17 protein-coding genes are annotated in these 22874 nt (G+C 71.2%); 12 read left to right on the top strand and 5 right to left on the bottom strand.

Going from position 1 to position 22874, the window contains the following annotated elements:
- Positions 1–43 precede the first annotated feature (43 nt).
- Together pflB and pflA are read left to right on the top strand one after the other, a co-directional pair.
- Complete coding sequence (gene pflB, locus C8K30_RS06550) at positions 44–2326, top strand: formate C-acetyltransferase (protein ID WP_108492095.1); 2283 nt, start codon at positions 44–46, stop codon at positions 2324–2326.
- Complete coding sequence (gene pflA, locus C8K30_RS06545) at positions 2326–3165, top strand: pyruvate formate-lyase-activating protein (RefSeq protein ID WP_108492094.1); 840 nt, start codon at positions 2326–2328, stop codon at positions 3163–3165. The genes pflB and pflA overlap by 1 nt, the downstream gene beginning before the upstream one ends.
- Positions 3166–3170: 5 nt before the next feature.
- On the opposite strand, the gene C8K30_RS06540 is transcribed toward pflA, so the two are convergent.
- Positions 3171–4766, bottom strand: coding sequence for a cell wall metabolism sensor histidine kinase WalK (locus tag C8K30_RS06540; RefSeq protein ID WP_233257025.1), 1596 nt, complete (start codon positions 4764–4766; stop codon positions 3171–3173).
- Positions 4759–5529, bottom strand: coding sequence for a response regulator transcription factor (locus tag C8K30_RS06535; protein WP_108492093.1), 771 nt, complete (start codon positions 5527–5529; stop codon positions 4759–4761). The genes C8K30_RS06540 and C8K30_RS06535 overlap by 8 nt, the downstream gene beginning before the upstream one ends.
- 272 nt (positions 5530–5801) lie before the next feature.
- Here C8K30_RS06535 and C8K30_RS06530 point away from each other — a divergent pair, with 272 nt between their 5' ends.
- Genes C8K30_RS06530 through C8K30_RS06520 form a run of 3 tightly spaced genes read left to right on the top strand, consistent with a single transcriptional unit; the run spans position 5802 to position 9161 of the window.
- Complete coding sequence (locus C8K30_RS06530) at positions 5802–6797, top strand: polyphosphate polymerase domain-containing protein (RefSeq protein WP_233257024.1); 996 nt, start codon at positions 5802–5804, stop codon at positions 6795–6797.
- A complete protein-coding gene (locus tag C8K30_RS06525) occupies positions 6794–7465 on the top strand; it encodes a DUF4956 domain-containing protein (protein WP_108492092.1) in 672 nt (223 codons plus the stop codon). The genes C8K30_RS06530 and C8K30_RS06525 overlap by 4 nt, the downstream gene beginning before the upstream one ends.
- Before the next feature lie 10 nt (positions 7466–7475).
- Positions 7476–9161, top strand: a complete 1686-nt coding sequence (locus tag C8K30_RS06520; RefSeq protein WP_108492556.1) for a CotH kinase family protein — start codon at positions 7476–7478, stop codon at positions 9159–9161.
- A 36-nt stretch (positions 9162–9197) separates the two neighbouring features.
- Here the strand turns inward: C8K30_RS06520 and C8K30_RS06515 are convergent, their stop codons facing one another.
- Complete coding sequence (locus C8K30_RS06515; RefSeq protein ID WP_108492091.1) at positions 9198–9497, bottom strand: hypothetical protein; 300 nt, start codon at positions 9495–9497, stop codon at positions 9198–9200.
- Positions 9494–10774 (bottom strand): inorganic phosphate transporter, encoded by a 1281-nt coding sequence (locus tag C8K30_RS06510; protein ID WP_108492090.1) that lies wholly within the window; start codon positions 10772–10774, stop codon positions 9494–9496. Before C8K30_RS06510 ends, C8K30_RS06515 begins: the two co-directional genes overlap by 4 nt.
- Positions 10775–10990: 216 nt before the next feature.
- On the opposite strand from C8K30_RS06510, the gene sigJ reads away from it, so the two are divergent.
- The 5 genes from sigJ (at position 10991) to C8K30_RS06475 (ending at position 19275) form a co-directional block, all read left to right on the top strand.
- Positions 10991–11944: an RNA polymerase sigma factor SigJ gene (sigJ, locus tag C8K30_RS06505; protein ID WP_108492089.1), complete on the top strand. Its 954-nt coding sequence runs from the start codon at positions 10991–10993 to the stop codon at positions 11942–11944.
- Between the two features lie 107 nt (positions 11945–12051).
- Positions 12052–13263, top strand: a complete 1212-nt coding sequence (locus C8K30_RS06500; RefSeq protein WP_108492088.1) for an NAD(P)/FAD-dependent oxidoreductase — start codon at positions 12052–12054, stop codon at positions 13261–13263.
- Between the two features lie 92 nt (positions 13264–13355).
- On the top strand, positions 13356–14432 hold the full coding sequence (locus tag C8K30_RS06495) for a helix-turn-helix transcriptional regulator (protein ID WP_108492087.1): 1077 nt from the start codon (positions 13356–13358) through the stop codon (positions 14430–14432).
- Between the two features lie 147 nt (positions 14433–14579).
- Positions 14580–17480 (top strand): M4 family metallopeptidase, encoded by a 2901-nt coding sequence (locus C8K30_RS30650; RefSeq protein ID WP_158280947.1) that lies wholly within the window; start codon positions 14580–14582, stop codon positions 17478–17480.
- 106 nt (positions 17481–17586) lie between these two features.
- Positions 17587–19275: an FAD-dependent oxidoreductase gene (locus C8K30_RS06475; RefSeq protein WP_108492086.1), complete on the top strand. Its 1689-nt coding sequence runs from the start codon at positions 17587–17589 to the stop codon at positions 19273–19275.
- A gap of 10 nt (positions 19276–19285) precedes the next feature.
- On the opposite strand, the gene C8K30_RS06470 is transcribed toward C8K30_RS06475, so the two are convergent.
- The gene (locus C8K30_RS06470) at positions 19286–19777 is read right to left on the bottom strand and encodes a MarR family winged helix-turn-helix transcriptional regulator (protein WP_199230378.1); all 492 of its coding nucleotides are present in this window, start codon (positions 19775–19777) and stop codon (positions 19286–19288) included.
- Between the two features lie 203 nt (positions 19778–19980).
- Here C8K30_RS06470 and C8K30_RS06465 point away from each other — a divergent pair, with 203 nt between their 5' ends.
- Together C8K30_RS06465 and C8K30_RS06460 are read left to right on the top strand one after the other, a co-directional pair.
- The gene (locus tag C8K30_RS06465; protein WP_108492085.1) at positions 19981–21786 is read left to right on the top strand and encodes an NAD(P)/FAD-dependent oxidoreductase; all 1806 of its coding nucleotides are present in this window, start codon (positions 19981–19983) and stop codon (positions 21784–21786) included.
- Positions 21786–22844, top strand: a complete 1059-nt coding sequence (locus tag C8K30_RS06460; RefSeq protein ID WP_108492084.1) for an SMP-30/gluconolactonase/LRE family protein — start codon at positions 21786–21788, stop codon at positions 22842–22844. Before C8K30_RS06465 ends, C8K30_RS06460 begins: the two co-directional genes overlap by 1 nt.
- Positions 22845–22874: the final 30 nt, after the last annotated feature.

The raw sequence follows: 22874 nt of genomic DNA, 5'->3' as shown, positions 1-22874 counted from the left end.
TCGACCCGCCCTCGGTGTCCCTCGCGAACACACGGAGACCGCCATGAGTACCGTTCACGAAGTACCGGCCACACCGACGTCGGATAGCGACCCGAACGGATCAGCCTGGTCCGGGTTCTCGAGCGGGCCCTGGCAGGACCACGTGGACGTGCGGGACCTCATCCAGCGCAACTACACCCCGTACGAGGGCGACGCGAGCTTCCTCGCCGGGCCCACCACCCGCACGACCCACGTGTGGGAAACCGTGAGCGCGATGTTCCCGGAGGAGCGCGCCAAGGGCGTGTACGACATCGACCCGCACACCCCGGCCGGCATCACCGCGCACGCGCCCGGCTACATCGACCGGGACGCGGAACTGATAGTCGGCCTGCAGACCGACGCGCCCCTCAAGCGCGCGATCATGCCGAACGGCGGCTGGCGTCTGGTCGAGACCTCGCTGAAGACCTACGGCTACGACGTGGACGAGTCCGTCAAGGAGACCTTCACCAAGTACCGAAAGACCCACAACGAGGGAGTCTTCGACGCCTATACACCGGCCGTCCGCGCCGCCCGGCGCAGCCACGTCATCACCGGCCTGCCGGACGCCTACGGCCGCGGGCGGATCATCGGCGACTACCGCCGGGTGGCGCTGTACGGCGTCGACGCCCTGATCGCCGCCAAGAAGCGCGACAAGCTCAGCCTCGACACACGGCCGTTCAGCGAGGACGTCGTCCGCGAGCGCGAGGAGCACGCCGAGCAGATCCGCGCGCTGGGTGAGCTCAAGGCGATGGCCGCCTCGTACGGCTACGACATCTCACGGCCCGCTGCCACGGCCCGCGAGGCGGTGCAGTGGCTGTACTTCGCCTACCTGGGTGCGGTCAAGGAGCAGAACGGTGCCGCGATGTCCCTGGGCCGCACGTCGACGTTCCTCGACGTCTATTTCCAGCGGGACCTGGAGGCCGGCCTGCTCACGGAGGAGCAGGCGCAGGAGCTCGTCGACGACTTCGTCATCAAGCTGCGGATCGTGCGCTTCCTGCGCACCCCGGAGTACGACACCCTGTTCTCGGGGGACCCCACCTGGGTCACCGAGACCGTCGGCGGCATGGGCGACGACGGACGCACCCTGGTCACGAAGACCTCGTTCCGCTACCTGCAGACCCTGTACAACCTGGGCCCGGCTCCGGAGCCGAATCTGACCGTGTTCTGGAGTCAGGAGCTGCCGCGCGGGTTCAAGGAGTTCTGCGCCCAGGTGTCGATCGACACCAGCGCTCTGCAGTACGAGTCGGACCGCCAGATCCGTGCGGCCTGGGGCGACGACGCCGCGATCGCCTGCTGCGTCTCCCCGATGGCGGTCGGCAAGCAGATGCAGTTCTTCGGTGCCCGGGTGAACCTGGCCAAGACCCTCCTGTACGCCATCAACGGCGGGCGTGACGAGGTGAGCGGGGAGCAGGTCTCGCCCGTGTTTCCTCCAGTCGTGGCCGGCCGCCCCCTGGAGTACGACGACGTGCGTCGCAGGCTCGACAGGACCATGGACTGGCTTGCGGCGACCTATGTGGAGGCGCTCGACGTCATCCACTACATGCACGACAAGTACTCCTACGAGCGCCTGGAGATGGCCCTGCACGACCGCGACGTGCTGCGCACGATGGCCTGCGGCATCGCGGGGCTGGCCGTCACGGCGGACTCCCTGAGCGCCGTCAGGTACGCCCGCGTCATGCCGCTGTTCGACGACCGTGGCGTCGTGGTCGACTATGACGTCTCCGGATCGTTCCCGACCTATGGGAACGACGACGACCGAGCGGATGCCATCGCCGTGGAGCTCGTCGAGTCCTTCATGGACAAGATCCGGCGCCAGAAGACATACCGGGGCGCGCTGCCCACGCAGTCGGTCCTGACCATCACGTCGAACGTGGTCTACGGCAAGGCCACGGGCAACACGCCCGACGGGCGGCGGGCGGGCGAGCCGTTCTCGCCGGGTGCCAACCCGATGAACGGCCGTGACACGCACGGCATGCTCGCCTCGGCGCTGTCGGTGGCCAGACTGCCGTACGACCAGGCGCAGGACGGCATCTCGCTGACCAACACGGTCGTGCCGTCCGGCCTGGGCCGGACACGTGAGGAGCAGGTCGCCAACCTGGCGGGCCTGCTGGACGCGTCGGTGGGCCTGAACGGTTATCACATGAACGTCAACGTGCTGAACCGCGAGACGCTCGAGGACGCCATGGAGCACCCCGAGAAGTACCCGCAGCTGACGATCCGGGTCTCGGGGTACGCGGTCAACTTCGTCCGGCTGACACGCGAGCAGCAGCTCGACGTGCTGAGCAGGACGTTCCACGGGGCGTTGTGATGACCCTCCAGGCGCTGGCTCCCCTGTCCGGCCTCTCCCCGCGCTCGCAGCGGCTGGCCGCGATGCGGTCCGGTGAGCTGGGGTCGGTGCACTCGTGGGAACTGGTCACGGCGGTGGACGGGCCCGGCACGCGGCTCACGGTGTTTCTCTCGGGCTGCCCGCTGCGCTGCCTCTACTGCCACAACCCGGACATGCTCGAGATGAAGGACGGCCGGCCCGTCACGGCCGAGCAGATCCTCACCCGCATCCGCCGCTACCTGCCGGTGTTCCGGGCCACCGGCGGCGGCCTGACCCTGTCGGGCGGCGAGGTGCTGATGCAGCCCGCGTTCGCGGCGCGCCTGCTGCGCGGCGCCAAGGAGCTCGGCGTGCACACCACGCTGGACACCTCCGGATTCCTGGGCGCGAACCTCACCGAGCGGATGCTCGCCGACACCGACCTCGTCCTGCTCGACGTGAAGTCCGGTGACCCCGACACCTACCGCCGGGTCACGGGTGGCGAGCTGGCGCCGACCCTCGCGTTCGGCCGGCGCCTCGCCCGGTCCGGCCTGCCTGACGCCGGAGGCCATGGTCCCGAGGTCTGGGTGAGGTTCGTCCTGGTCCCCGGCCTGACCGACGACGCCGAGAACGTCGAGCGCGTCGCCGCCTACGTGGCAGAGCTGAACGAGATCCGGCCCGACACCGTCACCCGCGTCGAGGTGCTGCCCTTCCACCAGATGGGGCGCTACAAGTGGGCCGCGCTCGGGCGCACCTACGAGCTCGAGACGACGCAGCCGCCGTCAGCCGAGCTGACCGAACGAGTGCGGGACCAGTTCCGGACGCACGGCCTGAGGACGTACTGAGGCGGTCATCGGGCATCCCGCGGAAGTCGAACGGTGAACCGGGTGCCGGGCGAGCCGTGCTCGTCCGCGGTGGTGGAGCTGACGGCGATCGTCCCACCGTGTGCGGTCACGATCGCGTCGGCGATCGCGAGGCCGAGGCCGGTGGACCCGCCGTTGCGGTTGCGCGCGGTGTCGCCGCGCGCAAAACGATGGAAGAGCGTGGGTCGCAGGGCGGCGGGGATGCCGGGACCGTCGTCGACGACGTCGAGCACGACGGCGTCACCGTCACGCACGAGCCGCACGTCCACGTGCGTCCCCGGTGGGGTGTGCGTGTGCGCGTTGGCGAGCAGGTTCGCGAGAACCTGCCGGAGGCTGGACTCGTCGCCGGTCACGACCAGCTCGTCCTCGACCATGGCGCCGGTGCTGTGCGCGGTGTCGGCGTCGTCGTCCGACAGGTCGAGCGTCCAGGTGTGATCCGGGCCGGCCGCGTGTGCGTCCATGACCGCGTCGACGGCAAGAGCCGCCAGGTCGACCTGCGACCGATCGAGCGGTCGCCCGGCGTCGAGGCGCGCGAGGAGCAGCAGATCCTCGACGAGACCCGTCATGCGCACGGCCTCGGACTCGATGCGATCCAGCGAGCGCGCCGTGGTGGGCAGGAGGTCGTCGGGGGCGCGGCGCGCGAGCTCGGCGTACCCGCGGATCGACGCGAGCGGCGTGCGCAGCTCGTGGCTCGCGTCCGCGACGAAGCTGCGCACCTGCGTCTCCGAGGCGTGCCGCGCCTGGAGCGACGCCTCGACGTTCTCGACCATGCGGTTGAGCGCGGCGCCTACCTGCCCGACCTCCGTCCGCTCGTCCGTGAGGGCCTCGGGGACCCGGGGGATGGCGCTGATCGCACCCCGGGAGAGCTCGAGCTCCGAGACCCGGCTCGCGGCGGTGGCGACGTCGTCGAGCGGCCGGAGCGAACGGCGCACGAGCCAGGCGCCGCCGACGACGGCGGCGAGCAGTGCGGCGATGCCGAGCGCCACCTGAACGAGGACGTAGCGGCGCACGGTCGCGTCCACGGTCTCGGTGTTCGTCGCGACGACCGATGGCTGCCCGTCGTCGGTCGTTCGGTGCACCGCGCGAAACGTGCCGAGGTCTCTCAGCTGCACGACGTGCGGGCGCCCGTCCGCGGGAACGGCTATGAGCTCGGCGACCTGGTCGTCATCGAGGGCCAGCCGCTCGAGCGACGACGTGAGGTGGTCAGCGAGGACGAGCTCGCCGTCGAAGTACCGCACGACGGCGCTGCCGGGTCCGACACCCGGCGGGAAGGTCGACGGCGTGTCCGCATCGGGATCGACGTCCGGCGCCGGCACCGGCGCCGGCGGCGCGGGAGCCTCCTCCGACGGCTCACCACCGGACGCCTCGTCGCCGGGCGGCCGCTGTGGTGGCTCCTGCGTGAGCCGCTGGCTCGCTTGTTCGAGCTCGCGATCGAGCTCCGTCACGAGCTGCGTCCGCAGCACCACCGTCGACGCCGCCGCGAGGCCGACCGTCACGACCAGGACGACCGCCGCGAGCACGAGCACGAGGCGCTTCCGTAGGGCGATGGGCCGTCGCGTCGAGGGAAGCCGGGTGTCAGGCACCTGTCGTTCCCGCGCCCTTCACGGGCTTCAGGAGGTACCCGACGCCGCGCAGCGTGTGGATCATGGGCTCGCGCCCCTTGTCGATCTTGCGGCGCAGGTAGGACACGTACAGCTCGACGATGTTCGCCTTCCCGCCGAAGTCGTAGTTCCACACGCGGTCGAGGATCTGTGTCTTGGACAGCACCCGGCGTGGATTGCGCATGAGGTAGCGCAGCAGCTCGAACTCGGTTGCCGTGAGCCGGATCTCCTCACCGGCGCGCCATACCTCGTGCGCGTCCTCGTCGAGCCGCAGGTCGCCGACGGCGAGGACGGCGCTCTCCTGCTTGGTGATCGCGCCCCTGCGCCGGAGCAGCCCGCGCAGCCGGGCGACCAGCTCCTCGAGGCTGAACGGCTTCGTCACGTAGTCGTCGCCGCCCGCGGTGAGCCCGGAGACGCGGTCCTCGACCGCATCGCGTGCGGTGAGGAACAGCACCGGCATCCGGGCCTCCTGCTCGCGAAGGCTGCGCAGCACGGTGTGCCCGTCCATGTCCGGGAGCATGACATCGAGCACCACGATGTCCGGTACGGCCTCGCGCACCATGCGGATCGCCGTGGTGCCGTCGAGGGCGGCGGAGACGATCATCCCCTCGAGTCGCAGCGCGGACGTGAGGAGCTCGGCGAGATTGGGCTCGTCGTCCACGACGAGGACCCGGACCGGTGAGCCGTCCGGCCGGGTGAGGTGCGGCTGGTCGGGTCGGCCGCCGGGCACGGCTGTGGCGATCATGAGGTCAGCGTGGACCCGGACCCGGTGGTCTTCCTGAGTCGAACCTGTGTGCCCGCTATGTGTTTGGCGGCCGGGTGCCTCGTCGCACCGGGCTCCGTCGACCGGAAGCGGCTGTCTGGTGCGGCTCCGGGTCTGGCGTCGACCCGCGCCGGTCTCCAGGTTCTCAGGAGCCGCAAAGGTTCACCCCACACGCTGCGGTTTCCTGATTGTTCATCTCCTCGCCAGCTCTTGTTCACGTTGGCGGGGTGGCAACCACGAGAGGAGTGGGGCCCGTGCGACGCCTGTCCCGACGCGCAGTCGACCCACGTGCGAGACCGAGTGCAGCGGGCAGCGATCCCGTCTCCAGCACTGCGAGCTCCAGTACCGCGAGCTCGGCTCGCACCGACACCGCGAGCCGCCTGCACGCGTTCAACCGGTTCGAGATCAAGTATCTCGTACCGGAAGACCAGGCCGACGAGCTCCGTGCGGAGCTGCGCCGGCACATGGACGATGACGCGCACTCCGGCGACGGGGGCTACCCGATCACCAGCGTCTACTACGACACCGAGCACCTGAAGTTCTACTGGGAGAAGATCGAAGGGCTGAAGTTCCGGCGCAAGCTGCGCGTGCGCCACTACGGCACGGCCGACGACCTGACCCCGGAGTCGAACGTGTTCGTCGAGATCAAGCAGCGCGTCAACCGAGTCACGCAGAAGCGACGGGTATCCCTGCCGTACCGCGACGCCCTGCGGCTGTGCTCGCCGGAGGGCTACGAGCCCGCCGGCGAGGTCAGCACCCGTGAGCGCGCGTTCCTGGACGAGGTCTCCACCCTCGTGGGCGAGCTCGGCCTGCGCCCGACCGTGACGACGGGCTATCACCGCGAGGCATGGGTGGGGCGCGAAGCGGACCTGGGCCTGCGCGTCACGCTCGACCATCGGCTCCGCGGCCGGGACCGCGACTTCCATCTCTCCTCCGAGAGCGTCAACCGGCTGACGCTGCCGCCCCGGCTGTCGGTGCTGGAGGTGAAGGCGAACGAGCGCGTCCCCGCCTGGGTCACCGACGTGACGGCCCGGATGAGCCTGGACGTGGTCCGGATCTCCAAGTACTGCCAGTGCGTGCAGGCCTTCGGCCTCGCGCCCCGCTCGATCATGCACGCCCCCGACGAGGTCGACGCGATCCTGCGCGACGGCCCGGACGCCGTCGACGGCGCCGGCGTCGTGCCCGCGGACCCGACCACCCCGAACGGCGTCGACGACGCCCCGACCCGAAAGGGTGCACTCACCCGATGAACCTCCAAGACCTCAGCGGAACCTTCTCCGTCTTCGACGTCGCCATGACGTTGGCGCTCTCGTTCGTCCTGTCCGCCGCCATCGGCTGGGTGTACAAGCGGACGCACCGCAACATCTCCTACAGCCAGTCCTACGTCCAGACCCTCGTCATCATCGGCATGATCGTCGCGGTGATCATGCTCGTCGTCGGGTCGAACATCGCCCGTGCCTTCGCCCTGGTCGGCGCGCTGTCGGTGATCCGGTTCCGCAACGCGATCAAGGAGACCCGCGACGTCGGGTTCATCTTCCTCGTGATGGCGATCGGCATGGCGGTCGGTACGCGCTTCTACCTGCTGGCCGCCGCGGCGACGGCGGTCATCCTGCTGGTCATCTTCCTCATGCAGCGGTTCGACTGGTTCAAGCTCGACATCCAGCGCCAGGTGGTCAAGGTCCAGGTGCCGCCCGAGCCCCGCTACCAGCAGGACGTCGCCGACGTGCTCGTCCGCATGACCCGCGAGTTCGAGCTCGTGAGCGTCGAGACCGTGCGCGGCGGCGCCCTGAACGAGCTCTTCTACTCGGTGCGCCTCAAGCCAGGAGTCACGACCACCGAGATCATCGACGCCCTGGGAGAGATCAACTCCGGGCAGAAGGTCACGGTCCTGACCGGCTACGACCAGTCCGACATGTGAGGTGGCGACCATGAGCCTCGCGAGCCTGCGCAAACGCCTCCCGGTGCGGCTGCGTCAGCACTGGATACCGCTGACCGCCGGCCTGGCGGGGATCGCCGTCGCCCTGACGGTATTCGGCGACGTGGCGATCCGGCCCTACTCCACGAGCACGGCCGCCGTCACCGACGAGGAGCGCATCACCGAGGACATCGAGGGCACTGTCGACCTCTTCGACGACACGGTCGACCACGAGATCTCGCTGTCCTACTCCCAGGACGACTACGACCGGATGCTGGACGCGTACTTCACCGAGGGCGAGAAGGAGTGGATGACCGTCGACGTCACCATCGACGGCACCACTCTCGACTCCGCGGCGGTCCGGCTCAAGGGCAACTCCACGCTCTCGTCCCTGGTCGACGACCGCGCGGGCTCCGAGACGCAGGGCGAACAGGCCCCCGGCGGGATGGGCGGCATGGGTGGCATGGGCGGGGGCGAGCGGCCGGAGATGCCCGAGGGTGGCATGCCGCAGATGCCCGAGGGTGAGGGCGCGATGCCACAGATGCCCGACGGCGGCGGCGACATGCCGCAGATGCCCGAGGGTGACGGCGCGGTGCCACAGATGCCCGAGGGCGCGGGTGGGGGAGATGAGGCCGGCGGCTTCGTCGGCACGGGAACCGCGCTGAGCACCGACGAACCCGAGAACCTGCCGTTGCTCCTCAGTTTCGACGAGAACCAGCCGGGCCGCGCCTACCAGGGCATGACCGAGCTGTCGATCCGCCCGGCGAGCGCGTCGAGCGCGTCGTCGCTCAACGAGGCCGTCGCGCTCGAGCTGACGGAGCAGTCCGGCCAGCCCACGCAGGACTACTCGTTCACCACCTATGCCGTGAACGACCGTCCCACGACGACCCGCCTCGTCGTGGAGAACCCCGACCCCCAGTACGCCGGCGAGCTCGACGGCGACGGGGTGCTCTACAAGCTGCTGTCCACGAGCTCGTTCACCTACCAGGGCGACGACCAGACCGAGTACGGCGACGACTTCAAGCAGGTCAACCTCAACGGGAGCCAGGACCTGCAGCCGATCGTGTCGTTCCTCGAGTGGCTCGACAGCGCCTCCGACGAGGAGTTCGCCCAGGAGCTGGACCAGTGGGTCGACGTGGACTCGTTCGCGACCTACCTGGCCACGCAGGAGGTGCTCGGCAACTTCGACACGATCTCCGGGCCCGGTCGCAACGGCTACCTGTACTACGACCTCGACACGGGTCTCATCAGCATCGTGTCGTGGGACCTCAACCTGGCACTCGGCGGGATGTCGATGCCCGGCGGTGGCGGTCTCGCGGGTCAGGGGGGCGACGATCCCACCACCGAGGGCGCACCGGACGGTACTGCGATGCCGGAGCTGCCCGAGGGCTTCGAGCCACCGGAGGGCTTCGAGCTGCCCGAGGGCGTCGAGCCCGGCGCCCAGGGTGGTGGGGGAGGCGGAGGGATGATGAACAACAACGCGCTCGTCACCCGGTTCGAGGAGAGCTCCGACTACGCCGCGCTGATCGACCAGGCGGTGAGCGACCTGACCGCCGAGTGGATCGACAGCGGGACGGGCGCGCAGCTGGTCGACGAGATCGCGGCGCGGGTCCCGACGACGGACGGCGTCGACCAGGCGACGATCGACGCCGACGCCCAGACCGTCAAGGAGACCCTCGCTACCGAGGCCACTCCTTGACGGGACGCACCGCCCTGATCGGAGCACGGTCGGGGGTCAGTGTCCGCCCGAGATCACGAAGACCAGGCCCGTGGCGATCGCCGCGATGACGACCGCCATGCACAGGACTCCACCGGCGAACCGCGCGGGGGTGGGCCGCACGATCGGCCCGCTGCCTGCGGTTCGCCCGGTGGCGTCCTGCGATGTCTGCTCGGCGGCGGGCGCGGCGCCGTCGTCCGGGGTGGTACCGGCCAGCAGGCGGAGCCCGAGCGCGAACAGCGCCGGGATGCCCGCGCCGACGAGCACGCCGGCCACAAGGACCTGGCCCAGTGCGCCCCACTCGATGAAGTCGCTCATCGTGTGCCTTCCTTCGAGATGGTGGTATTCGCGGTGCTGACCGCCCGTACGGACTCGATGGCCGGACCGACGGAGGACGCCGTCGAGACGGCGGGCACCGGGGCGACGCGCCCGCCGCCCGCCTCACCGGTTGTGGCGGCGACGGGCGTGATCCCCGCGCCCTTGTTCTCGTCCCACTCCTCGTTGACGTTGGTGTGGTCGACCGGCTTGCGGCGCGACACGATCCAGATGGTCGCGGAGGAGAGCACCAGCACGGCGACGACGGCGAGCGTGCCCGCGGCACCACCGATGGCGGATTCGAGCCAGTGGCACAGCGCGCCGACCAGGCCCGCCGCCGGCAACGTGAGGCCCCAGGCGACGAACATGCGCCCGGCCACGCCCCAGCGCACCTTTGCCCCCGGCATACCGACGCCGGAGCCGAGCACGGAGCCGGTGGCGACGTGGGTCGTCGAGAGCGAGAAGCCGAAGTGGCTGGACAGCAGGATCACGGCGGCCGATGACGTCTCGGCGGCCATGCCCTGGCGGGTGTCGATCTCCACGAGCCCCTTGCCCAGCGTGCGAATGACGCGCCAGCCGCCCAGGTAGGTGCCCGCCGCCATGGCGAGGGCGCAGCTGAGGATCACCCAGACGGGGACGCCCGAGTCGGCGGGCACGGCGCCGCCCGCGATGAGCGCGAGCAGGATGATGCCCATCGACTTCTGCGCGTCGTTCGTGCCGTGCGCCAGTGAGACCAGCGACGCGGAGCCGATCTGGCCCCAGCGGAACCCGCGACTGGTCACGTCCTGGGGTACACCGCGCGTCAGTTTCGCCACGCACCACGTGCCGAGGCCGGCGACTGCGATCGCAATGAGCGGAGCGAGGAGGGCCGGCACGAGGACCTTGGACACCACGCCGGTCCACAGCACACCGGACGTGCCGACGGCGGCCAGCACGGCGCCGACCATGCCCCCGACAAGTGCGTGCGAGGAGCTGGAGGGGATGCCGAGGAGCCAGGTGACCAGGTTCCAGACGATGCCGCCGACGAGCCCCGCGAGCACCACCGGGAGCGTGACGACCTGGGCGTCGACGATGCCCTTGGCGATCGTCGCGGCGACGGCGAGCGAGAGGAACGCGCCGACGAGGTTGAGGACGGCGGACAGCGCGACGGCGGTCCGGGGCTTGAGCGCTCGCGTGGCGATGGAGGTGGCCATCGCGTTGCCCGTGTCGTGGAAGCCGTTCGTGAAGTCGAAGGCGAGCGCGGTCACGACGACGAGGGCGAGCAGAAGCGTTTCGGTCACGGTGTAGATGGTTGAAGAGAAACCTGGTGGCGACCTGTGTTTTTGACCCGGGTAAACGCACTGTTCGTTCGTCGTTCATCCAACGTTCATTTTCGTGCCTCACTCGCAGAGGATGCGACTCCTCGCCCAGCAGCACCACGCGACGCTGCGACCGGGATGCGTTGGCCGGGTCGGCGTCGGTGTGGCCGAGGCCGCCGAGGTCGTAGGGTCGGGCCCATGACGAAGGAGCCGCTTCTCCAGGACGAGCTGGAGCTCTTCGAGAGCCTCCGGGCGCGCCTCGAGGCCATCGCGTACCGCCTGCTGGGCTCGGCCGCTGAGGCCGAGGACGTCGCCCAGGAGACGTTCCTGCGGTGGGAGGCCGCCGACCGCGAGCAGATCCGGGTGCCGGAGGCGTGGCTGACCCGGGTCCTGACGAACCTGTGCCTCACCCAGCTGAAGTCCGCGCGGGCCCGGCGGGAGGTCTACGTGGGCCAGTGGCTGCCGGAGCCGGTGCTCGGCGGCGACACGATGCTCGGCCCGGCGGACACGGCGGAGCAGCGCGAGTCCGTGTCGACGGCGGTGCTCGTGCTGATGGAGCGCCTCACCCCGAACGAGCGGGCGGTCTACGTGCTGCGCGAGGCGTTCGCCTTCGCGCACGGGGAGATCGCCGAGATGCTCGACATCACGCAGGTGAGCAGCCAGCAGATCTTCCACCGCGCCAAGCAGCACCTGGCCACCGAGCGGGCCCGCAGGGAGGTCGACGAGGCGGCGGCCCGCACGGTCGTGGAGGAGTTCCTGGCAGCCGCCACGAGCGGGCAGACCGAGCCGCTGGTGCGGCTGCTGACCGCCGACGTGATGGGGGTGGGCGACGGCGGCGGCAAGGTCCCGGCGCGTGCGAGGTCGTTCGACGGCGCCGCGGCCGTCGCGCAGTTCCTGCGCGGCCTGTTCCGGCCCGCGGAGGCCAAGCGGGCGCTCGTCGGCGGAAGCCCCGACATGTACGCGTGGACCGCCAACGGCCGCCCCGCCGTGGTCGTGGTGGTCGAGGAGCGGGTGGTCGGGGTCATGACCCTGGAGGTGACCGCCGACGGGATCGCCGCGGTCCTCAGCCAGGTCAACCCGGACAAGCTCGGCCGCGCCGCCCGGCAGTGGGCGGCCGCGGACCACGGCGAGCCGCTGATCAAGGGCTGGTGAGCCCGGCGGTCGCGGGGCAGTGACCGCCGTCACACGCGCGGGTGTCAGGGATCGGGGCGCTACTCAGTTCAGGAGGCATGACCGATCCCACGACAGGAGCTGACCTCATGAAGCACCGCTTAGTCATCCTCGGAGCCGGATACGCCGGGGCGGCCGTCGCCGGCCGCCTGGCGCGGCGTCTGCACGCCGACGAAGTCGACGTCACCCTGGTCAACGCCGAGCCGGACTTCGTCGAACGGGTCCGCCTGCACCAGGTGGCCAGCGGGCAGGAGCTGCGCCACCGGCCGCTGCGCGACATGCTCGCCGGCACCGGCGTCACCCTGCGCGTCGCGCGCGTCACCGCCGTCGACGTCGACATCAAGACGATTGCCCTCACCGGGGCCGACGGCGCCGACGAGCTCGGCTACGACACGCTCGTCTACGCCCTGGGCAGCTCGCTGGACGACCACGGCGTCCCCGGCGTCGCCGAGCACGCCCACGAGGTCGCGAGCCGGCCCGGCGCGCTCCGGCTGCGCGAGCGACTGGGGCAGCTCGCACCCGGGGGCCGCGTCGTGGTGGTCGGCGGCGGCCTGACCGGCATCGAGGCGGCGAGCGAGATCGCCGAGTCCCACGAAGACCTGGAGGTGGCGATCGCGGTCCGGGGCGGTCTCGGTGACTGGCTCTCGCCGGCGGGGCAGCGGCACCTGCGCTCGGCCTTCGGCCGCCTCGGCATCACGGTCCACGAGCACACCGACGTCGAGCAGGTCGGCGCCACCGGGGTGCTGACCGGCGACGACGGCGCGCTCCCGGCGGACGTCACCGTGTGGACCGCCGGTTTTGCCGTCCACCCGATCGCCGCCGCCACGGGCCTGGAGGTCTCGGCGCGCGGGCAGATCGTCGTAGACGGCACCATGCGGTCCGTGTCCCACCCGGACGTCTACGCCGTGGGCGACGCCGCGCTGGCCGACGGCCCGCTCGGTACGCCGCTGCGCATGTCGTGCGCCTCGGGCGTCCCGATGGCGTGGCAGGCCGCCGACTCCATCGCCGCGCGCCTGACCGGCGGAAAGCTCCCGAGCACGCCGCTCGGCTACGTGCACCAGTGCATCAGCCTGGGCCGGCGCGACGCCGTCATCCAGCTGGTCACCGCCGACGACCGGGCCAAGCCCGCCGCGCCCGGCGGGCGCCTTGCCGCCGGCTACAAGGAGCTGATCTGCAAGGGCGCCGTGTACATGGCCGCCCACCCGCTCCCGTACCCGGTACGACGGCGTCGTGTCGTGCGGTCGTCGGCGCCCGCAGGTGTGCGGGTGAAATCGGCCGAGGTGCCCGCAACAAAGGGCTAGGGTCTCCGGAACACGCGGACGGACCGACGGCGACCGACCGTTGCCGGGGCAATGGCGGCTTGGCGCGAGCACCTGTGCCAAGGAGGCAAGCCATGATCTCTGACGACGTGCGTCGATCTCTGGGCGCGGCCATGCCCCCAGCGGTCCGGGTGCTCGAGTATCTCGTGGGACGGGACGTCGCCGACGAGGCCGCGGTCGCGGAGGGCGTGGGGCTCAGCACCGACGAGCTCCGTGCGGCGCTGAGCGCGCTCGAACGGGACCGGCTCGTCGTGCGGGTGCCGGACGCGCCGGGCCGCCCGACGGGCGAACGGTGGACCGCGCTCCCGCCGCGTTCGGTGCTCACCACGCTCCTTGCCCAGCGGCGCCTGGAGATCGCGGTCTGGGAGCTGCACGTCGACGACCTCGAAAGGGCCTACCAGGAATCCACCGGGCAGGCGGGTGGGACGGCGCTCGTCGATGTCGTCGTCGGGGTGCAGCAGGTCGGCGCCCTGTACTGGCACCTCATGGAGACCGCGACGCAGGAGGTGCTGCACCTGGCCCGGCCGCCGTACCTCCAGCCGACCCCGGAGCTCCTCGGGCAGGTGAACAGGCCTGCCATGAGCCCGGCCGTCGAGCTGCGCAGCGTGTACGAGAGCGCCACGTTCACCGACCCGGTCTCGCTCGACACCGCGCTCGGCGGGCGATCGACGGGTGCCGGCCTGCGCCTGTCGCCTCAGGTCCCGCTCAAGCTTGTCATCGTGGACCAGAGGATCGCGATGCTCCCCGCCGCCGGGGACGACGCCGGCGGCGCGTCGCTGGTGGTGCACGCTCCCGCGATCGTCGGGGCGCTCGCAGAGCTCTTCGAGCGGGTGTGGGACGCGGCCATGCCGCAGTCCATGTGGGATTTCCACGGGGGAGGGGCCGGCGTGCGACCCGAGGCCGACGAGGCGAGCGACCGCGGCTCCTGGTCCCCGCCGCCGCGGCTCCAGCTGGAGGGGCGTACGCGGTCCATCCTCGACCTGATGGCCGGCGGACTGACAGACGAGGCGATCGCCCGGACGCTCGACGTCAGCCGGCGCACGGTCCAGGCGGAGGTCACCGCGCTCGCGGAGAAGCTGGGTGCGCGCACCAGGTTCCAGATCGGGCTCTTCGCCGCCGAGCAGGGCCTGCTGTCCCGGACGCACGCGTAGGGGCATCCCCACTGCTCATCTGCGCAGATGCGCAATCTTCTCCTTGTTTGACCCGTTTGTGGTCAGCACAGTTGTGACATCCGACGGGCGCAAGGATGCGACCGGTTCACGACCCATCACCGGCCCGCAAGGGTCGTAGGAGGAGCCATGCGCATCCAGAGACCGACCCGTGTCGTTGCCCTCGTGGCGGCGGTCGCTCTCCTCGGGACTGCGATCCCCGCCGCTCATGCGGCGCCGGCCGAGGATCCCGGGGGCACAGAGGTGACCGGTCCGGCGCCGGATACCGAGACGCCTGCGCTCGTGGAGGGGCTCGACGAGCCCGTCGACGCAGCCCTTGCCCCCGACAAGGCCGCCAAGGACCATCTCGAGGGCCACCGGTCGCGGTACAAGATCGTCGACCCCGACACCACGCTGGTCACTGCCGGTGTCCAGCGCGACGGCGCCCGCGAGACCGTCCGGCTGGACCAGCGGTACAAGAAGCTGCCGGTGCTGGGCGGCCAGTACGTCGTCCGCATGGAGAAGCGGAGCGGCGAGCGGACCGTCACCGGCACCTCCGGCTCGTACTTCACGGAGCTCGACGTCGATACGACGGCGAAGACCCTGCCGGCCGCCAAGGCCGTGGACCGGGCCGTCGAGGGGATCCGTAAGAGCCTGTCCGGCGGTGCCGCCGTGGTCGCGGGCCAGGTGCGGCCGGGCACCGCGCCGTCGGCGGTGGAGCCCGACCTGACCGGTACCGACGCGGGCCTCGCGATCGTTCCCGCCGGGACCGGCGTCCTGGCTCGGCACGTCGTGGTCCGCGGCGCGGCGCCGGTCACGGGCGAGCCCGTGCTGACCGACGTCTACGTCGACGCCGCGACGGGCGCCGTGCTGCTGAGCTCCAGCCGCCTGCGCACGCTGGCCGCGCCGCAGGCCTCCCTGCGGGCGGACCTGGGTGCGACGGCGGCGCCGGGCGCGGCGAGCGTGACCGAGCCGCCGCCGTCGGGCAACGGGCTCACCCCGGTCGTCGGCAAGGGTACGAAGGCCGACGGCACCACCGTCGACCTCCGGCTGCAGCGGGTCGACGCGACAGGCGACCACCTGACGATGGACCTGACGCACACGCTGGCGGACGGCCGGAACGTCCCGATCACCACGTGGGACGCGACGCAGCACGACTACTACGACACGGCGGGTATGTGGCCGGAGGGCATCGCGCCGTTCGCGTCGCGGTCGAGCACGCTGGGCACGGACCTGACCGAGATCGGCGCGGTCGACGCGCACTGGGCGGCGGCGCAGGTCTTCGAGTACTACAAGGTGGAGCACGGGCGCGACAGCCTGGACGACGCCGGTATGGCGATCGACTCCTTCGTCGGCATCACCTACGGTGGCTATCCGTTCGTCAACGCCTTCTGGGACGGCACGAAGATGGTGTACGGCACCGGCGATGCGGAGTACAAGTCGCTCGCGTCGGACCTCGACGTGGTGGGTCACGAGATGACGCACGGCGTAGTGGAGCACACGGCGGGCTTTCTCTACTCCGGGCAGCAGGGCGCGCTGAACGAGGCGATCGCCGACTACTTCGGCAACGCGATCGACGTGGACGTCTCCGGGACCCCCATGAGCGACCCGGGGGCGAGCCTCCTGGGTGGCGACCTGTGCCGCACCACGGCCCCGGACGTGTGCGCCCTGCGGGACCTCGACGACGGCATGACGACGGCGGACTTCAACCACCTGATCGACACCGACCCCCGGTTCGACTACGGCGGCGTGCACCTGAACTCGACGATCGTCTCGGGCGCGCTGTGGGACGTCCGCGAGGCGTTGGGGGGCGACCTCGCCGACAAGGTCGTCTACCGGGCGCTGACCGAGTACCTCACGCCGCTGTCCGACTTCGTGGACGGCCGGGAGGCCGTGGTCGCGGCTGCGCGGTCGTACGGCCTGAAGGGCAGGCAGCTCAGGGTCGTCGAGCGGGCGTTCGACTCGCGCGGCGTCACCGAGGCCTGGGAGAAGAGCCTGCCGGGCAGGGGCACGTCGCTGCTCCTCGACCGGCTGGACACCGGGCTCTACACCGACATGCAGCCGTCGACCGCCGGCGGCTGGTGGGCCGTGCCGCGGTCGAGCGCCGACGGCTCGGAGCCGACCTCGATCTGGGTGGGTCGCACCGACGGCCGGGGCGAGCCTCGGCAGGTCTCCGCCGACGACGGGCGTACCAGCTCCTTCGCGCACACCGACGGCAAGCGCGTGGTGTGGCTCTCCGTCGCCGCGGACTATTCGGACTTCCGGATCATGTCCGCCCCACTGACCGGTGGGTACCCCAAGGAGCTGTACCGGACGACCAGCTATGTGTCCGGGCTGGGCATGGACGGCGGTGTCACCTCCTGGTCGGAGGCGAACTCCGACACCTGGATGGACGAGGTGCGGTACCTGACCGACAGCTCCCCGACCGTGCACACCGTGGAGCACGACTGGTTCGGCCCGGCGACGGCGCCCACCGTGCGGGCGGGCAAGATCGCGTACGTGCGGTACGAGGTCTTCGAGCACGAGGACGGCAGCTGGGACTGGGCGCTCGGCGTCGAGGTGTACGACACCCGCAGCGGCAAGACGGCCCTGGCCGGCCTCGACACGGGGGCTGAGAGCGTCACCTACCCGGCGCTCACCACCAACGGTGCCTACTGGGTGACGGATCTCGACCCCGGGTACACCGAAGCCGGTGCGTGGCACAACTCGGTTCGGGCGTACTCGTTCGCCACGGGCAAGAGCAAGATCCTGTTCGAGGAGACCTCGCCGGAGGCGAAGCGCGCGTGGGTGCTCACGGCGTCGGACAACACGCTCACGGTCACCGAGGACGCCCCGATGGAGGAGTGGATGAACGCAACTCTCCCGTCCGACCGCCTCATGCCGCGCCTGGTGCAGTACACGCTCGACGGGAAGTACGTCGGCGCCGCGTCGTGCAGCCCGGGCGCGCAGATGTTCGCGTCCGCGGGCGACGGCCGGGCCGTCGTCTTCAAGTCCACGGCGACGTCGGTCACCGGCCTGGCGATCGCGTCGGGAGTCAAGCACTGCAAGTGATCCGGAAGCCTTGGTCGTGAGAGTGACCGTTGCGCCTCGACGCCGTCATCGGCGTGACGGTCACGCTCACGACCAAGGCCCGGGGCCACCGTCTACGCTGGGCGCCATGGACGACAGGCCAGTCATCCTGCTGGTCGTCGGCGAGCACGCCGACGTCGTCGAGCAGGAGTTCCGAGCGCGGTACGACCGCGACTACCGGATCGAGCTGGCCGCGGGCCTCACCGCGGGCCTGGACCGCGCGCGTGAGCTCGTGGCCGAGGGCGCGCAGATCGCGATGATCGCGGCGGAGCACGTCCTGGCCGACGGCACGGCGATCGAGCTCCTGCACAACGTGCCCGCGGTCGTCGCGACGGCCCGGCGCGTGGCGCTCGTCGCCTGGGACGACTTCGCCGACGCCCTCGACGACCTGCGCGCCGCGGCGCTGCGGCGGGACATGGACACGTTCGTCCTCATCCCGCGCGGCCCGCGGGACGAGGAGTTCCATACCGCGCTGATCGAGCTGCTGTCGGAATGGGGCTGGTCGGTCGGGCGGCCGCTGGTGACCGTGACGGACGTGGTGGCGGAGCCGGGCGACCGGGGTGCCGCGGCGGTCCGGGACCTCCTGGAGCGCCTCGGGTTTCCCCACCGTGCCCTCACGCCCGACGACGACGAGGCGCAGGAGATGGCCGAGGCCGCCGGTCCCGAGGCGGAGCTGCCCCTGGTCCGCACCTTCACCGGCCGCGTGGTGTCCGCGGCGACGCCGGCGACCGTGACCGAGGCGATCTACGGCGGGTTCGACACGATCCCCGAGGGCGTGATCGCGGACGTCGCCATCGTCGGCGGCGGGCCGGCGGGCCTCGCGGCGGCCGTCTACGCGGCGTCCGAGGGCCTCGCCACGGTCATGCTGGAACGCGACGCGATCGGTGGCCAGGCCGGGTCGAGCTCGATGATCCGCAACTACCTCGGCTTCCCGCGCGGCATCTCGGGGATGCGGCTCGCGCAGCGGTCGCGCATCCAGGCGGGCCGGTTCGGCGCGCGGTTCTTCACCGGGCGTCCGGCGATCCGGATCGAGCCGGGGCCGCCGGACGAGCCCGAGCACCAGCACGTGCACGTCACTGGCGCCCAGCTGTGCGCGCGCACCGTCGTGCTCGCGACCGGGGTGAAGTACCGCCGCCTGGGCGTGCCGGGGGTCGACGACCTCGTGGGCGCGGGCGTGTACTACGGGGCCGCGACGTCGATGGCGCGCGAGCTGCAGGACCGCGACGTCTACGTGGTCGGGGGCGGCAACTCGGCCGGCCAGGCCGCCGTCCACCTCGCCAAGTTCGCGGGCGCGGTGACGATCCTGGTCCGGCGCGCGAGCCTCGCCGAGACGATGTCGGACTACCTGGTGCGCGAGATCGACGCGACGCCGACCATCCAGGTGCGCACGAGGACAGTGGTCGCCGACGGCGGCGGGGACGGCCGGCTGCAGTGGCTGCGGCTCGAGGACCTGGACACCGGCGAGCACAGCAAGACGGCGGCCGACGGCCTGTTCTGCCTGCTCGGCGCCGAGCCGGACTGCTCGTGGCTCCCCGACGGCCTGGCGCTCGACGAGCGCGGCTTTGTGCTGACCGGCCGGGACGTGCCCCGTGACGCCTGGGTCGACGGCCAGCCGCCGGCGAGCCTCGAGACGACGGTGCCCGGCGTGTTCGCCGTCGGCGACGTGCGCGCCGGGTCCATGAAGCGGGTGGCGTCGGCGAGCGGTGAGGGTGCGTCCGTCCTGCCGCTGGTCCACGCGCATCTCGCGCGGCTGCGCGCCCGCGAGTTCGGCGCCTGACTCCCGGGGCCTAGCTCCCTGCGGACGGCGCCCGAGTGTCCAGCTCGCGGAGCCGTTCCAGCTCGGCGCCGACGGCGGCCATGCCACGGGCGAGCCCGCGCAGGTCGTCGAGCGGGATGCGCAGCAGGACGTCGTCGGCGTACTCGGGGCGTGCGGCGACCAGACGCCGCATCGCCGACCGACCGTGCTCCGTCGCATGGATCCGGCGTACCCGTGCGTCGTGCGGGTCGCTCGATCGTTCGGCCATGCCCTGCGCCACGAGCCGGTCGAGCAGCCCGGACATCGAGGCCATGGAGACGCCGAACACCTCCGCGAGCCCGCTCCCCGTCATGCCCTCGTCCGTGGTGACCAGCATCGTGAGGACCTTGAGCTGCTGGATCGTGAGCTCCACCGTCAGCAACGGCGTCAGCAGGGTGGGGAGCGCTCCGGTCTCGAACGCGACGCTGAGCTTCCGGACCTGCTCGGCCAGCAGGGTGCGCTCGTCGTCGTCGGTCTCTGTCACGTGCTCACCGTAGTTCGTGAAGCGGCGCCCCACCCCATTTACTTAGGATCGAGCTAACCCATTTACTTAGGACCGGGTTAAGTTTAGGGTGAAAGGACCAACCGATCCACAGTCGTCTCGGGCGGACGACTGTGGGGCGCGCGGAGAGCGGCAGGCACGCCCTGGGCCGCGTCCTGCCCGGACGCGCGAGCAAGGGGCCACCCATGACAACCTCTTCCCAGGCGACGCAGACCATCGAGGAGCTCGACGTCGACGCGCTCCGCGCGAAGTACGCGGCTGAACGAGACCGGCGCATCCGGCCGGACGGCGCCGCCCAGTACCGCCGCGCGGCCGGCTCCTTCGGCTACTACGCCACGGACCCCTACACCCCGCGCGTTGAGCGCGAGCCGCTGACGGACTCCGTCGAGGTGCTGGTCATCGGCGGCGGCTTCGGCGGACTGGTCACCGGCGCACGCCTGCGCCAGGCCGGCGTCGAGAACCTGCGGATGATGGACGAGGCGGGGGACTTCGGCGGGACCTGGTACTGGAACCGCTACCCCGGCATCCACTGCGACATCCAGTCGTACGTGTACATGCCGCTCCTGGAGGAGGTCGGGTCCGTGCCGGAGTGGCGCTACGCGCCCGGCGAGGAGATCCGGCAGCACGCCGTGGCGATCGCCACAAAGTTCGACCTGTACCGCGACGCCGTCTTCCAGACCCGGGTGACCGCGCTGAGCTGGGACGAGGCGGCGGCGGAGTGGGTGGTGGAGACCGACCGCGGCGACCGCATGCGCGCCCGCTACGTGATCACGTCCTCCGGCACGCTCACCGAGCCCAAGCTCCCCGGCATTCCCGGGATCGAGACGTTCCGCGGCCACACGTTCCACACGAGCCGGTGGGACTACGGCTACACCGGCGGCGACCAGTTCGGCGGCCTCACGGGGCTCGCCGACAAGAAGGTGGCCGTTGTCGGTACGGGCGCCACCGGCGTGCAGGTCATCCCGTTCGTGGCGCGCGACGCCGAGCAGCTCCTCGTCTTCCAGCGCACCCCCTCGTCGGTCGACGTCCGCGACAACCGCCCCACCGACCAGGCGTGGGCCGCTTCGCTGACGCCCGGCTGGCAGCAGGAGCGCATGGACAACTTCCTCGCCGTCGTCTCCGGTGAGCCCGTCGGCGAGGACCTGACGGGGGATGGCTGGACCTCGACCGCGCAGCTGCAGCGCAAGGTCGTCTCGGGCGCCGTCGACACGAGCGTGTCCGCCGAGGAGCGCGAGCGGATCGACGAGCTCGTCGACCTCGCGAAGATGAACGAGATCCGGGCCCGGGTCGACGAGGTGGTCACCGATCCCGCGACCGCCGAGCTGCTCAAGCCCTGGTACCGCTACATGTGCAAGCGGCCGACGTTCAGCGACGCTTACCTGCCGACGTTCAACCGGCCGAACGTCACGCTCGTCGACACCGCGGACTTCGGCGGGATCACCCGGATGACGGAGACGGCCATCGTCGTGGGCGACGTCGAGTACGAGGTGGACTGCGTCATCTTCGCCACCGGGTTCGAGGTGGGCGTCTCCGGCGTCCTGTCCGGAACCATGCCGGTGACCGGCCGGGGCGGCCGGCAGCTCCTCGAGGCCTGGGGCCGCGGCCCCAGGACGCTGCACGGGTTCTACAGCCACGGGTTCCCGAACCTCTTCCACCTCGGAGCCGTGCAGAACGCCAACTCCGTGAACTTCGTGCACATCCTGCAGGAGCAGGCCGAGCACATCGCCGCCGTCATCGGCGAGAGCCGCGCGGTCGGCGCTCGCTACGTCGAGCCCACGGAGCAGGCGCAGGACGACTGGGCCCAGACCATTCGCGACTCCGCCCACGACCACAGCGCCTTCCAGGCGGAGTGCACTCCCGGCTACTACAACCGGGAGGGCGCGAGCACCGGGCCCAGCTTCGCCTACGGGCCGGGGCCGGTCGCGTTCCACCGCCTGCTGCGGGAGTGGCGCGCGAGCGAGCTGAGCGACGTCCTGGTGGCGGCGGAGTGATGGGGAACCAGATAGTGCCGATCCGGTCCTCCGTCCTGGGCGCGCTGCCGGCGCTCGTCGCCGTCGGCCTGCTGCTCGGGTGCGCCGACCCCGCGACGGCGGACGCAGCGGGCGCGTCCGGTGTGGGCGGGCGGCCCCACGAGCCGGCGCCCGAGCGCACGGCGAAGCTGGTCACCCAGGTGACCGCGATCCACGAGGCCACGGGAATGACCCTGCTGGAGGGGCCGACCTTCGGCCCGGACGGCGGCCTGTTCGTCGTGGACGTCACCGCCCCGCCCGGCGAGCCCAAGGTGCTGCGGGTGGACGTCGAGGCGCGCGACGTCGCCCCCGTCTTCACGGACGAGGACAGCGCGTACACGTCCGCGCAGTTCAGCCCGGCCGACGGGCGGCTGTACCTCACCGACTTCGCCAGCGGCGGGATCGACAGCATCACCGCCGACGGCGACGACCCGCGGACCTTCTTCTCGGGCGACGTCGACGGCCTGCCGATGCGGCCGGACGACGTGGCCTTCGACGAGTCCGGCAACCTCTTCGTCACCGACACGACCGGCTACGCGGACCCCACGTGGGAGCCGCAGGGCCGCGTGGTGCGGATCGACGGCGAGACCGCCGAGGCGACGGTCCTCGCCGGCGACCTGCCCGCCCCGAACGGCATCTCGTTCACCCCGGACTTCGCCGGCCTGTGGGTGAGCCACAACACCGGGAACCGGGTCGACTACCTCGGGCTCGACGCCGACCGGACGGAGGTGACCACTGCCTACCCCGCCATCTACTTCAGCGGCGGGCACAGCCAGGTCGACTCCACCGCCGTGGACGCCGACGGGAACGTCTACCAGGGCGTCCACGGCCAGGCGAAGGTGTTCGTCTACAGCCCCGTCGGCGAGCTGCTCACAACCGTCTCGCTGCCGTCCAAGGTGAAGGGGCTGACCTCGGCGACCAACATCGCCATCAAGCCCGGCACCACCGACGCGTACATGACGGTCAGCGGGTCGGCGGGCGGGTTCGTCTACGAGTTCGAGGCGCTCGCCGACGGCATCCGCCAGTCGAACGGCGGCTGAGCCGGCCGCTCTCGCGAAAGTCCGCTTCCA

The sequence above is a fragment of the Promicromonospora sp. AC04 genome (assembly GCF_003058225.1).
Lineage (GTDB): Bacteria > Actinomycetota > Actinomycetes > Actinomycetales > Cellulomonadaceae > Promicromonospora.
Note: the sequence above shows the minus strand (reverse complement) of the source record. Positions and strands in the feature narration are given on the sequence as shown.

What these genes read in the sequence shown, in the direction of transcription:
- pflB (WP_108492095.1), top strand. Translation starts at nt 44, where the DNA reads ATGAGTACCGTTCACGAAGTACCGGCCACACCGACGTCGGATAGCGAC.
- pflA (WP_108492094.1), top strand. Translation starts at nt 2,326, where the DNA reads ATGACCCTCCAGGCGCTGGCTCCCCTGTCCGGCCTCTCCCCGCGCTCG.
- C8K30_RS06535 (WP_108492093.1), bottom strand. Translation starts at nt 5,529, where the DNA reads ATGATCGCCACAGCCGTGCCCGGCGGCCGACCCGACCAGCCGCACCTC.
- C8K30_RS06525 (WP_108492092.1), top strand. Translation starts at nt 6,794, where the DNA reads ATGAACCTCCAAGACCTCAGCGGAACCTTCTCCGTCTTCGACGTCGCC.
- C8K30_RS06520 (WP_108492556.1), top strand. Translation starts at nt 7,476, where the DNA reads ATGAGCCTCGCGAGCCTGCGCAAACGCCTCCCGGTGCGGCTGCGTCAG.
- C8K30_RS06515 (WP_108492091.1), bottom strand. Translation starts at nt 9,497, where the DNA reads ATGAGCGACTTCATCGAGTGGGGCGCACTGGGCCAGGTCCTTGTGGCC.
- sigJ (WP_108492089.1), top strand. Translation starts at nt 10,991, where the DNA reads ATGACGAAGGAGCCGCTTCTCCAGGACGAGCTGGAGCTCTTCGAGAGC.
- C8K30_RS06500 (WP_108492088.1), top strand. Translation starts at nt 12,052, where the DNA reads ATGAAGCACCGCTTAGTCATCCTCGGAGCCGGATACGCCGGGGCGGCC.
- C8K30_RS06495 (WP_108492087.1), top strand. Translation starts at nt 13,356, where the DNA reads ATGATCTCTGACGACGTGCGTCGATCTCTGGGCGCGGCCATGCCCCCA.
- C8K30_RS30650 (WP_158280947.1), top strand. Translation starts at nt 14,580, where the DNA reads ATGCGCATCCAGAGACCGACCCGTGTCGTTGCCCTCGTGGCGGCGGTC.
- C8K30_RS06475 (WP_108492086.1), top strand. Translation starts at nt 17,587, where the DNA reads ATGGACGACAGGCCAGTCATCCTGCTGGTCGTCGGCGAGCACGCCGAC.
- C8K30_RS06465 (WP_108492085.1), top strand. Translation starts at nt 19,981, where the DNA reads ATGACAACCTCTTCCCAGGCGACGCAGACCATCGAGGAGCTCGACGTC.
- C8K30_RS06460 (WP_108492084.1), top strand. Translation starts at nt 21,786, where the DNA reads ATGGGGAACCAGATAGTGCCGATCCGGTCCTCCGTCCTGGGCGCGCTG.